Source organism: Enterobacter cloacae complex sp. 2015409, assembly GCF_041365315.1.
GTDB classification, from domain to species: Bacteria; Pseudomonadota; Gammaproteobacteria; order Enterobacterales; family Enterobacteriaceae; genus Enterobacter; species Enterobacter pseudoroggenkampii.
The window spans coordinates 1,743,545-1,755,291 of the sequence record NZ_JBFTVM010000001.1 but is presented as its reverse complement, the minus strand read 5'-3'; the positions used below and the strand labels follow the sequence as shown (position 1 = coordinate 1,755,291).

The following is an 11,747-nucleotide window of genomic DNA, read 5'->3' as shown; positions in this document are numbered from 1 at the left end:
AGGATGTCCTCTCTCATCTTTAATGCGGGGCGAGTGCAATGATTATTACGCTAGATAATGCTTACCAGTCTGAACTGCTGCTTCTGCCTGCCCGTAATAGCGCAGGTGAGCTGAAAGGTTTAGAAATTCTGGTTAACTTTACTGGCGTCGGCAGCAATGTGCGGATCCCCACTGAGCTTGTTATCCCTCGGCTTTCAGCGGCTGAAGAGTTAGCGCTGTTTGACGAAAAACTGCAATTGCTTGATACCTGTAAACTGTTTTTTATTCAGCATCAGTTAATTGCATGGATCAATATTACACCTGCAATAGTTGAATTTTTATTAAGTAATGGAAACGCTGTTTCAATCCTTGAGCGTTATCCGTTTCTTGAGTTTACTGTTAATGAGAATTATCCAGGTTTAAATAACGGAAAGGACGACCTGCAGCTGGCGAGAATGGCAATCCATTTCCCGTTGGTCCTGGCAAACTTTGGTGCAGGCGCCGCCTCGCTCAAAGCGGTCTATGATGGATTATTTAAACGGGTCATCCTTGATAAAGGATTCATTCAGCAGCGTGCCCCGGAGCTCTCTTTTGAGCCTTTTATGCGCGCAATCCTCTGGCAAATCACGCCGCACTGCCAGTCAGTGATTGTCTCGGGCATTGACGACCACGGCCTGTTGCAGCGCGTTTTGTCCTTCAATTTTGGTGCAATGCAGGGGGCTCTCTGGCCAGCCGTCTCAGCAGAACACGTCACTACGCTGGTTCAGCAGCGATAACCCTTGCTTTCGCCCGTGTTTAAGTCCGGGTAAACCCTCTACACTAAAAGCAGGAGGACTTATGACCCTGTCTTTTACTGCTCACTGGCATGACGAGTTGCCTGGCTTTTACACCGCACTCAAACCTACACCGTTACACAATTCACGTCTTATCTGGCATAACGATTTGCTGGCTGAAGAACTGGCGATTCCGCCTGAGCTGTTTCAGCGTTCAGAGGGCGCTGGCGTCTGGGGCGGTGAAACGCTTCTTGCCGGTATGCAGCCTCTGGCTCAGGTCTATAGCGGACATCAGTTTGGCGTCTGGGCGGGACAGCTGGGCGACGGCAGGGGGATCCTGCTCGGCGAACAACAGCTTCCAAACGGGGAGACGGTTGACTGGCACCTGAAAGGTGCCGGCCTGACTCCCTATTCGCGGATGGGCGACGGGCGCGCGGTACTGCGTTCAACGATTCGCGAGTGCCTGGGCTCCGAGGCGATGCATGCCCTGGGTATCCCCACCACCCGCGCGCTGTCGATCGTGACCAGCGATACCCCGGTTGTGCGTGAAACCGTGGAAAAGGGTGCAATGCTAATGCGTATCGCGCAAAGCCATTTGCGCTTCGGTCATTTTGAGCATTTTTACTATCGTCGCGAGCCGGAAAAGGTGCGCCAGCTGGCTGACTTTGCCATTCGTCACCACTGGGCACATTTGCAGGACGAGGCGGATAAATACGTTCTCTGGTTCAGGGACGTGGTGGCTCGTACCGCAACCCTGATTGCCCGCTGGCAAACGGTAGGCTTTGCCCATGGCGTGATGAATACGGACAACATGTCGCTTCTCGGGTTGACCTTTGACTACGGTCCTTTTGGCTTCCTGGATGATTATCAGCCTGGGTACATCTGCAACCACTCCGACTATCAGGGGCGCTACAGTTTTGACAATCAGCCCGCGGTGGGCCTGTGGAACCTGCAGCGGCTTGCACAAACCCTGTCGCCGTTTATCGACGTTGATGCCCTGAATGATGCCCTCGACAGCTATCAGGAGATCTTACTGCGGGAATATGGCACGCTGATGCGCAACAAGCTGGGGCTGGTGACGCAGGAGAAGGGCGATAACGACATCCTCAATGGCCTGTTTGCCCTGATGGCGCGCGAGGGCAGCGATTACACGCGCACCTTCCGGATGCTGGGGCAGACGGAGCAGTACAGCGCCGCCTCGCCGCTGCGCGATGAGTTTATTGACAGACAGGCGTTTGACGACTGGTTTGCATCCTACCGCACGCGGCTGCAGCAGGAGCAGGTGGATGACGCCGCCCGCCAGACGCAGATGAACGCGACGAACCCCGCGATGGTGTTGCGCAACTGGCTGGCGCAGCGGGCGATTGAGCAGGCAGAGCAGGGCGAGTACGACGAGTTACACCGTCTGCACGTGGCGTTGCGCACGCCGTTTGCCGATCGGGACGACGACTACGTCAGCCGCCCGCCTGACTGGGGCAAGCGGCTGGAGGTCAGCTGCTCAAGCTAGCGATTTTTGCCGGGCGGCGGCGTCGCCTAACCCGGCCTGAACATCACTGCGCGACCCAGCCGCCATCCATATTCCACGCGGCGCCGCGAACGTTCACGGCGATGTCGCTACACAAAAACAGCGCCAGTTCGCCCAGCTGCTCCGGGGTGACAAACTCGCCCGAAGGCTGTTTTTCTGCAAGGAGCAGATCGCGAGCCTGCTCCGGCGGTACGCCCTCAGCGATACGTTTGTCGATCTGCTGCTGCACCAGAGGCGTCAGCACCCAGCCGGGACAGATCGTATTGGCGGTAATGCCGGTGCGCGCGGTTTCCAGCGCCAGCGATTTCGTAAAGCCCACTACGCCATGCTTGGCGGCCACGTAAGCCGACTTCTCTTTTGACGCGACCAGTCCGTGAACGGAGGCGATATTAATGATGCGCCCCCAGTTTTTCTCGCGCATGGCGGGCAGCGCCAGCCGGCTGGTATGAAACACCGAGGAGAGATTAATGGCGATAATGTCGTTCCATTTCTCCACCGGAAACGCGTCAACCGGGGCGACATACTGTATCCCGGCGTTGTTGACAAGAATGTCCACGCCGCCAAACTGCGATTCGGCGTAGCGCATCATGGCTTCAATTTGCAGCACGTCACGCAGGTCTGCATCGTGATAGCCCGGCTTTTTGCCCAGTTGCGCAATCTCTTCTCGTGCTGATTCGCTGTCGCCGAAACCGTTGAGGATCAGCTGCGCCCCGGCCTTCGCCAGCACGCGGGCGATCCCCAGACCAATGCCGCTGGTCGAGCCGGTGACCAGGGCGGTTTTACCGTTCAGATTCATCTTTCTCTCCTTACACAATGCCGGTCAGATAGAACACGGCAATGACAAAAAGCACTGCCAGACTTTTAATGATGGTGATAGCGAAAATGCCGCCGTAGGCCTGGCGATGGCTGAGGCCGGTAATCGCCAGCAGGGTAATCACCGCGCCGTTATGGGGCAGCGTATCCATACCGCCGCTCGCCATTGAGGCCACGCGGTGCAGCACCTCAAGCGGGATATTGGCGGCGTGGGCGGCGGCGGCAAACGAGTCGGCCATGGCGGCGAGGGCAATACTCATCCCGCCGGACGCCGAGCCGGTGATCCCCGCAAGCACCGTCACGCTGATGGCTTCATTCAGCAGCGGATTCGGAATGGCCGCCAGCGCGTGAGATAACACCAGAAAACCGGGCAGGGCGGCGATAACCGCGCCGAAACCGTATTCCGAGGCGGTATTCATCGCCGCCAGAATGGCACCGCTCACCGCGGTCCGGCTGCCTTCAGCCAGACGCCCCCGGATATTGCGAAAGCCAAAAATCAGCACCAGCACGATACCGGAGATCAGTGCCGCTTCCACGGCCCAGATGGCGGTGATCTTGCCCACCTCGGTCACAATCGGTTTCGCCAGACCTGGCAGCGTAAGCTCGTGGGTCGTGCCGTACCAGCCGGGGATCCAGCGGGTAAACAGCAGGTTCAGTATGCCCACCACCAGCAGCGGGGAGATAGCAATCAGCGGATGAGGGAGGTTAATGTTGTCCGGCGTTTCCGGTTCATTTTTCAGTTCCGTGCCGTAACCCTCGTTGTTGCTGAGCGCCTTACGACGCTGGCGCTCCAGCCAGAGCAGGCCAAAACAGATAATAAACAGCGAGCCAATCAGCCCCAGCCACGGCGCGGCCCAGGCGTTGGTACCAAAGAAGCTGGTGGGGATAATGTTCTGGATCTGCGGCGTGCCGGGCAGGGCATCCATGGTAAACGAGAATGCCCCCAGCGCCACGGTGGCCGGGATCAGCCGTTTAGGGATGCCGCTCTGGCGGAACAGTTCCGCGGCGAACGGATAAACCGCAAACGCCACCACGAACAGCGACACCCCGCCGTAGGTTAACAGCGCGCACACGAGAACAATTACCGGGATCGCGTGGCGACGGCCGAGGATCTGAATCGCCGCAGCGACGATGGACCGTGAGAAACCGGAAAGCTCAATCAGTTTGCCAAACACCGCTCCCAGCAGGAAAACCGGGAAGTAGAGCTTGACGAAGCCGACCATTTTTTCCATAAACAGGCCGGTAAACGTCGGGCCGACGGCGCCCGGGTCGGTCAGCAGCACGGCGCCGAGCGCCGCAATCGGCGCAAACAAAATCACGCTGTATCCGCGATAGGCCGCCAGCATCAGCAGCGCCAGCGCCGCCAGGGCAATTAATACACTCATCACGACTCCTCACTGTCATTATTATTCGGGTACCAACGAGATGTTTAACGCTCAACGGTCAGGGCAATGCCTTGCCCGCCGCCTACGCACAGGGTGACGAGCCCTTTTTTAACGTCACGGCGCTGCATTTCGTGCAGCAGCGTCACGAGGATGCGGCAGCCGGAGGCGCCAATCGGATGACCGAGGGCGATAGCGCCGCCGTTAACGTTCACCTTTTGCGTATCCCAGCCGAGCTGCTTGCCCACCGCCAGCGCCTGGGCGGCAAAGGCTTCATTGGCTTCAATGAGGTCCACGTCATCGAGCGTCCAGCCCGCCCGCGCCAGCGCGGTCTGACAGGCGCTGACCGGACCGATGCCCATCACCGACGGGTCAACGCCCGTCACGGCATAGCTCACGATGCGACCGAGGATCGGCAACCCGCTCTCCCGCGCCTTTTCACCACTCATCAGCAGCACCGCAGCGGCGCCGTCGTTGAGCGTGGAGGCATTTCCCGCCGTGACCGTGCCTTCCTCCTGCAAAAAGGCGGGGCGCAGCTGCGCAAGCTGCTCAGCGCTGGTCCCTGGCCGGGGCTGTTCGTCACGGCTGACGATAAGCGGCGGTTTTTTACCCTGTTTCACCGTCACCGGCGCTATCTCGGTGTCAAAGCGACCCGCTTCGATGGCGGCGGCAGCTTTTTGCTGCGACCGGGCGGCAAAGGCGTCCTGCTGCTCGCGGGAAATGTCATTCTCACGGGCGACGTTTTCAGCGGTGATCCCCATGTGGTAATCGTTGAACGCGTCCCACAGACCGTCCGTAATCATGCTGTCCTGCAGGCCCGTATGGCCAAAACGCAGCCCTGAACGTGCGCCGTCCAGCAGATAAGGGGCATTGCTCATGCTCTCCTGACCGCCAGCGATAACCACATCCGCGTCGCCGCAGCGGATCGCCTGCGCGGCGAGCTGCACCGCTTTCAAGCCCGCACCGCAGACCAGGTTGACCGTTGTCGCTGGAGTGCGGACGGGCAATCCGGCGTTGATGGCCGTCTGGCGCGCAGGGTTTTGTCCGCATCCCGCCGTCAGCACCTGACCGAAAATCACCTCATCTATCGTCTCAGCTGGAAGACCGCTGTTCTCCAGCAGACGACTCACCGCTATGGCCCCCAGCTCAACCGCTGAAAGGGAAGATAGCGATCCGCGAAAACTGCCAATGGGGGTTCGCGTTGCCCCGACAATCATGACCTCTTTCATCGTAAGTCCTCAGCTGAAGCGCATCTCGCGAACGTCGTCCGCCACAATTAATTTCCCGGCGGTCTTAGCCGCAATGTCGTCGATACTGACGCCGGGGGCGTATTCCCGCAGGATGAACGCGCCGTCCGCGATCTCGAGCAGCGCGAGGTCGGTTAAGACCCGGCGGATGCAGCCTGCGCCTGTGAGCGGCAGCGTGCAGCGCGACAGCAGCTTTGATTCACCGTTTTTTGACGCGTGGGTCATTACCACAATGATGTTCTGCGCCCCGGCGACAAGATCCATCGCGCCGCCCATGCCCTTCACCATCTTTCCGGGGATCATCCACGAGGCGATATTGCCCTCGACGTCCACCTCAAACGCGCCCAGCACGGTCAGGTCAACATGGCCGCCGCGGATCATGGCAAACGACTGGGCCGAGTCGAAAATGGCCGCGCCTGTCCGTGCGGTCACGGTCTGTTTACCGGCGTTGATCATGTCGGCGTCGAGGCTCTGCTCGTCAGGAAACGCCCCCATCCCCAGCAGTCCGTTTTCCGACTGGAGCATCACATCCATCCCGTCCGGAATGTAATTCGCCACCAGGGTAGGGATACCAATCCCCAGGTTGACGTAATACCCGTCGCGCAGCTCGCGGGCGACGCGCATGGCCATCTGTTCACGGGTTAACATCGTCACACTCCTTCCGCGCGCAGCGTGCGCTGTTCAATGCGTTTTTCAAACTGGCCGACAATCAGCCTGTCGACGTAAATGCCCGGGGTATGAATGGCCGACGGGGGCAGCTCGCCCGGGGGAACAATCTCTTCCACCTCGACGACCGTTATCCTGCCCGCCGTTGCCATCAGCGGATTAAAGTTTTGCGCGGTATGCCGGTAGACGACGTTGCCGTACCAGTCCGCTTTCCAGCCCTTGATCAGCGCGAAATCACCGGTAATGGCCTCTTCGAGGATGTAGTGCTTACCGGCAAACTGGCGCACGTCTTTGCCAGCAGCCACGGGGGTGCCGTAGCCGGTGGCCGTGTAAAATGCCGGAATACCCGCGCCGCCCGCGCGCACCTTTTCCGCCAGCGTGCCCTGAGGCGTGAGTTCAATCTCCAGTTCACCGCTCAGCACCTGCCGCTCGAACAGCGCGTTCTCGCCGACGTAAGAGGCCACCACTTTGCGAACCTGCCGCGTTTCGAGCAGGAGCCCGAGACCGAAACCGTCCACGCCGCAGTTGTTTGATACCACCGTCAGATCTTTCACCTGACGGCGTTTGACCTCTGCAATCAGGTTCTCCGGAATCCCGCACAGGCCGAAGCCGCCCGCCAGCAAAGTCATCCCGTCCGTCAGCCCATCCAGCGCCTGCGCATAGCTGTCGACGCGCTTATCCAGTCCCGCCATCGTCATTCCTCCTCTTAACCGTGGCGGTATCATTAGGGGCGGCGACTCATTTGTTAATTTTGAATTTGTGACCCACTCATTTGGTTTTTTTATTAATTTCCTGTTAACTAAATTTTTTCAATTAGTTAACAGGATGAAAAATGAGAATGAGTGTCAAACAGTTACGCGCGTTTTTAGCGGTAGCTCACACTCTGAATTTCGCCCACGCCAGCGAACGGCTGAATCTCTCCCAGCCGGCCCTGAGCCTGACGATTAAAGCGCTGGAGGATGCGCTGGGCGGACCGCTGCTGCAGCGGAGCACGCGCAAGGTCGCGCTGACGCAGGAGGGCGAGACGTTTCTGCCGATGGCGCGGCAGCTGCTTGCCGACTGGGATAACGTCGAAGAGGCGATGCACCAGTGCTTTACCCTGCAGCGCGGTAAAATCTCGGTCGCGGCGATGCCGTCGTTTGCCGCGAATGTTCTGCCCGAGGTGCTAAAAGCGTTTCGCGATCGCCATGCCGGGATCAACGTCACCGTGCATGACGTGATTAACGAGCAGGTGATTGAGATGGTGCGGGAAGGGCGGGTCGAGATGGGCATCGCCTTTGAGCCCGCGCCCACGCACAACCTGCTGTTTACCCCGCTGGGCCTCGACCGGTTTGTGGCCATTGTGCCGAAAGATTCCCCGCTGGCGGGCAAAAAACGCCTGACATGGGAAGCGCTGCTGACGCTGGATTTCATCACCCTGCAGCGCCCCTCTGCGGTGCGTCTGATGATGGAAGAGGAACTGGCGCGAAGCGGCAGAAAGCTGGACGTCGCGCTGGAGAGCCATCAGCTGGTGACGGTCGGGCGGATGGTCGCAAGCGGGCTGGGCGGCAGCGCCGTACCGGCACTATGCAAGACGCAGATGGCGTCGCTGGGCGCGGTCTGTATTCCGCTGGACAGTCCGCCCATTGAAAAGTGTATCGGAGTGATCCATCCCGGGCACACGCAGCTTTCAAAAGCGGCGCATGCCCTGCTGGAAACGCTGAAGGATTTTTACCAGCCCGATTAAGGGGCGAGAAACACCTGCGGCGCGGCGTGAGCCGGGTGCCTGCCGACGTGAACCTGTGCGCCGTACCAGCGCGCCAGCGCATCGGCCTGCAAAACGGTTTCCGGCTCTCCCTGGGACACGATCCTGCCGCTGTGCAGGAGCAGGATGCGATCCGCCCACAGCGCCGCCAGGTTGAGGTCGTGCAGCACCGTGCACACGTGCAGATGTCCCCGGCTGGTCAGGGATTTCAGCAGGCGCAGGAGATGCTGCTGGTGATAGAGATCCAGCGCAGAGGTGGGTTCATCAAGGAACAGCCAGCCGCGCGGCGCGCCGTCGCACCAGAGCTGAGCCAGCGCGCGGGCGAGCTGAATGCGCTGCTGCTCGCCGCCGGAGAGTGCGGCAAACTGCCTGCCCGCCAGCGGTAAACAGCCGGTGATGGCCATAACCTCCTCAATAACCGACGCTTCTGGCGTGCGGGTCCAGGGCGCTCGCCCCATACCGACCACCGCCTCAGCCGGCCAGTCAAATCCGAGCTGCGTGTTCTGGCGCATCACCGCCCGGTAGCGGGAGAGCCTGTCCGGCTGCCAGGCCGCAAGCGGTGTGCCCGCCAGGCTGCACCGTCCGCCCGCAGGTTTAAGGTAGCCGGTCAGCAGCCGCAATAGCGTTGATTTTCCGGCGCCGTTGGGGCCAATCAGCGCCACCAGCTCGCCCTGAGATAAGGTCAGCGACACGTCGTTAATCAGCGTGCGCTGCCCGACGCGAAAAACAAGGTTTTCTGCACAATAGCGTTCAGCCATGCGCACCTCCGCGACGAAAGATAAGCCACAGGAACCACGGCGCGCCGAGAAGGCTGGTCAATAAGCCGACCGGCATTTCCGCCGGGGCGACCAGGCTACGCGCCAGCGTATCGGCCACCAGCAGGAGTAGCGCACCGGCCAGCACCGAGCCGGGGAGCACGGCCCGATGGTCGGCCCCCAGCCACATGCGCACCAGGTGCGGCACCACCAGGCCGACAAAGCCGATCACGCCGCTGACCGCCACGGCGGCGGCCACCAGCAGGGCGCTGCACAGCAGCAGGATCCGCTGCACGGCGGCAACCTCCACGCCGAGGTAGTGCGCCTCTTCATCGCCCAGCTGCAGCAGGTTGAGGGGCCCTGCCAGACGCCAGATCGCCAGCAGGGTGGGGATCATCAGAGACGCGACGGCCAGCAGCGTCGACCACTGCGCCTGGCCGAGGCTGCCCATTCCCCAGAGGGAAAGCTGGCGAAGCTGGGCATCATTGCTGAGCCATGACAGCACGCCGACGGCGGCGCCGCACAGGGCGTTGATGGCAATGCCTACCAGCAGCAGGCGCGACAGGGAAGCGTCACGCTGCCGGCTGAGCAGGAAAATCACGACGGTGGCGGCCAGCGCGCCGAGAAACGCCGCCAGCATCGGGGCATACAGCATCACCAGGGCAGGCAGCGAGAGCGGAAGCACCACCCATAGCGCAACGGCGAGCGCCGCGCCGCTGCTGATGCCGAGCAGGCCCGGGTCCGCCAGCGGGTTGCGGAACAGCCCCTGCATCACGCAGCCTGCCAGCGCCAGTGAACCGCCGATCGCCAGCGCCAGCAGCACGCGAGGCAGGCGGATCGTCAGCCAGATCTGGCGCAGCGCCTCGTCGCTGCCGTCCCACAGCAGGCTGGCCGGCAGGTGTAATGCCCCAACCCCGGTCGCTGCGAGCGTCATGACGGTCAGGATCGCGGTCAGCATCCATAACGATAAGGCTATCCGCCGGGACATCAGGGCAGTTGCTCCGCTTTGGCACGTAGCTGCCGGATGGCTTCCGGCGTTCGCACGCTGAAGCCCAGCAGCGCCATATCGTCAATTGCCAGCACCTGCCTGTTCCGTCCTGCCGGGGTTTGCGCCAGACCGGGCAGTTTCCACAGATTCGCTTCACCGCCAAGGGCGTTGATCCCGTCCTGCGAAATTACCACAAGGTCAGGCTGGCTGGCGATTGTGCCCTCCTGAGACAGCGGCTGATAGCGGGTGAACCCCTGCATGGCGTTCTGCAGGCCCGCCGCACGAATGGCCGCGTCCGCGCCGGTCTGTTGTCCGGCAGCCATGGCGGTCATCCCGCCGTGGTTAAGAATAAACAGCACCCGCTTATTGAGCGGTGACGCGGGAAGCGCCGACAGCGCCTGGCGCAGCGTGCTGCGCAGGACCTCTCCCTCGGCCTCTCGGTGCGTCGCTTCAGCGACGATCCGCACCTTTTCATCAATGACGTTCAGGTCGTTACCGGCAGGAATAGCGATTACCCGGACGTGGCTTTGCTCAACCTGCTTTAGCGCCAGAGACGGCTGCGCCTGGGCGCTGGCCAGCACCAGCGTGGGGCGCATGGACAAAATCCCCTCCGCATTGAGCTGGCGCAGATAGCCCACGTCAGGCAGGTCGTTCGCCGCCTGCGGCCACTGGCTGGTGCTGTCGCGGGCCACCAGCGAAGACGCCGCGCCGAGGGCGTAGACGATCTCGGTGACGTCGCCGCCGAGGGTAACGATTTTCTCCTGCGGCGCAGCAAACGCCAGCAGGGGCAGGGCGCTGAGCAGGGCAAGCCACCGTTTCATGCCGCCAGCCCTTTCGCCGTTAAGGCGTCAATCTGGCTGCGCCACTGGTTCTGCTCCGGTTCGCCTTCCGTACGCTGGCCGTACAGCTGGGCGATCTGCGTTCCATCGGCGGCAAACAGCTCCAGGCTGGTGACATGCCCGTCAGCCGTCGGCTTGCGCGTGACCCACGTCTCCGCAATGGCGTCTTCCAGCAGGTGCAGGGTAAAGGTTGGGTTAAAGATGTTCAGCCAGCCTTTCATCGGCGTCAGCTTTTCCACCGCGCCGGTGAAAATCTGCACGCAGCCGCGGTTGCCTACGAAGACCATGATTTCGTTACCGTCCCGGCGCGCCGCTTCCAGCAGCTGCGCCAGCGCGGTGTTTTCTACCCGGCAGGCCAGATCGTCACCCACCAGGCGAAACGCCTGCTGGCGGCTGAGATTATGACGTTTGAGCAGGCTGAAGAACTGATGAACGTCGGTCATGGCGCGCCACTCGTTATCCACGAGAGCAGCCTCCGCATTTTCCGCGTGAGCAGGCGCATCGGGGACCTTCAATGCCAGCGGCGGGTTGTCGGCAAAGATAAAGCGGGTCAGCACGTCGCCCCAGGCGGAAACGTCGGTGTTATCCGTGGCGTAGACCTTCAGCAGGGCATCGCCATGGTGATCGAAGAACTGAATGCTCTGCCGCTCGCCGCGGGCGGTGGCTTCACTGATGTGAAACGCGCTCGCCCACTGGTTGAGGAACAGGCGCAGATCCAGCGCGCGCGGGTTCAGCACCAGCCCGGCGTGGCCGTTCAGGTGCTGGTTGGTGAAGTTCCCGACCTGTTCGTGAACGGCGTAGTCGTTGCGGCAGATACATTTGGTTTCGCCCACCGCCTCCAGCGCGCCCAGGATCTCGCGGATGTCACCGCGCAGTCGCCAGGCATCGTGACCCACGCGGGCAAAGGTCAACTCTGCTTCACTGATGTTCATTAACCCCGCGACGTCGCGCGCGTACTTACCCGGATTGGCTTCTTTTAGCTCAAGCCAGCGCGTGTAGTGATTCATTGTCTCTTCCTTCTGAAAAGTTGCCCCGA

At 61.1% G+C, this 11,747-nt stretch carries 12 protein-coding genes; 3 read left to right on the top strand and 9 right to left on the bottom strand.

Translation table 11 applies throughout. The annotated features are described in order from the left end of the window. Positions 1-38: 38 nt before the first annotated feature. Both ACDO57_RS08515 and selO read left to right on the top strand, forming a co-directional pair. Positions 39-755: an EAL domain-containing protein gene (locus ACDO57_RS08515; protein WP_024909427.1), complete on the top strand. Its 717-nt coding sequence runs from the start codon at positions 39-41 to the stop codon at positions 753-755. A 61-nt stretch (positions 756-816) separates the two neighbouring features. After that, positions 817-2,259, top strand: coding sequence for a protein adenylyltransferase SelO (gene selO, locus ACDO57_RS08510; RefSeq protein ID WP_061715454.1), 1,443 nt, complete (start codon positions 817-819; stop codon positions 2,257-2,259). A 43-nt stretch (positions 2,260-2,302) separates the two neighbouring features. Here selO and ACDO57_RS08505 read toward each other — a convergent pair whose 3' ends face one another. From ACDO57_RS08505 to ACDO57_RS08485, 5 genes are read right to left on the bottom strand one after another with little or no spacing between them, the layout of a single operon-like run. Further along, positions 2,303-3,073, bottom strand: a complete 771-nt coding sequence (locus tag ACDO57_RS08505) for a 3-hydroxybutyrate dehydrogenase (RefSeq protein WP_061715453.1) — start codon at positions 3,071-3,073, stop codon at positions 2,303-2,305. Positions 3,074-3,083: 10 nt separating this feature from the next. After that, positions 3,084-4,478 carry a GntP family permease gene (locus ACDO57_RS08500; RefSeq protein ID WP_196761057.1) on the bottom strand — a complete coding sequence of 465 codons (1,395 nt, stop codon included), beginning with the start codon at positions 4,476-4,478 and terminating at the stop codon, positions 3,084-3,086. Positions 4,479-4,519: 41 nt separating this feature from the next. Continuing rightward, on the bottom strand, positions 4,520-5,701 hold the full coding sequence (locus tag ACDO57_RS08495; protein ID WP_061715451.1) for an acetyl-CoA C-acetyltransferase: 1,182 nt from the start codon (positions 5,699-5,701) through the stop codon (positions 4,520-4,522). Between the two features lie 9 nt (positions 5,702-5,710). Continuing rightward, positions 5,711-6,367, bottom strand: coding sequence for a CoA transferase subunit B (locus ACDO57_RS08490; RefSeq protein ID WP_157188992.1), 657 nt, complete (start codon positions 6,365-6,367; stop codon positions 5,711-5,713). A gap of 2 nt (positions 6,368-6,369) precedes the next feature. After that, the gene (locus ACDO57_RS08485) at positions 6,370-7,077 is read right to left on the bottom strand and encodes a CoA transferase subunit A (RefSeq protein WP_024909421.1); all 708 of its coding nucleotides are present in this window, start codon (positions 7,075-7,077) and stop codon (positions 6,370-6,372) included. A gap of 140 nt (positions 7,078-7,217) precedes the next feature. Here ACDO57_RS08485 and ACDO57_RS08480 point away from each other — a divergent pair, with 140 nt between their 5' ends. Then, on the top strand, positions 7,218-8,111 hold the full coding sequence (locus tag ACDO57_RS08480) for a LysR family transcriptional regulator (RefSeq protein WP_032645461.1): 894 nt from the start codon (positions 7,218-7,220) through the stop codon (positions 8,109-8,111). On the opposite strand, the gene ACDO57_RS08475 is transcribed toward ACDO57_RS08480, so the two are convergent. From ACDO57_RS08475 to chuS, 4 genes are read right to left on the bottom strand one after another with little or no spacing between them, the layout of a single operon-like run. Continuing rightward, positions 8,108-8,887 carry a heme ABC transporter ATP-binding protein gene (locus ACDO57_RS08475; protein WP_032650956.1) on the bottom strand — a complete coding sequence of 260 codons (780 nt, stop codon included), beginning with the start codon at positions 8,885-8,887 and terminating at the stop codon, positions 8,108-8,110. The genes ACDO57_RS08480 and ACDO57_RS08475 overlap by 4 nt on opposite strands. Then, entirely contained in the window at positions 8,880-9,872 is a 993-nt protein-coding gene (locus ACDO57_RS08470; RefSeq protein WP_090417292.1) for an iron ABC transporter permease, read from the bottom strand. The genes ACDO57_RS08475 and ACDO57_RS08470 overlap by 8 nt, the downstream gene beginning before the upstream one ends. Further along, complete coding sequence (locus ACDO57_RS08465; RefSeq protein WP_024909417.1) at positions 9,872-10,693, bottom strand: hemin ABC transporter substrate-binding protein; 822 nt, start codon at positions 10,691-10,693, stop codon at positions 9,872-9,874. Before ACDO57_RS08465 ends, ACDO57_RS08470 begins: the two co-directional genes overlap by 1 nt. Further along, positions 10,690-11,718 (bottom strand): hematinate-forming heme oxygenase ChuS, encoded by a 1,029-nt coding sequence (chuS, locus tag ACDO57_RS08460; protein ID WP_024909416.1) that lies wholly within the window; start codon positions 11,716-11,718, stop codon positions 10,690-10,692. The genes ACDO57_RS08465 and chuS overlap by 4 nt, the downstream gene beginning before the upstream one ends. Positions 11,719-11,747 lie beyond the last annotated feature (29 nt).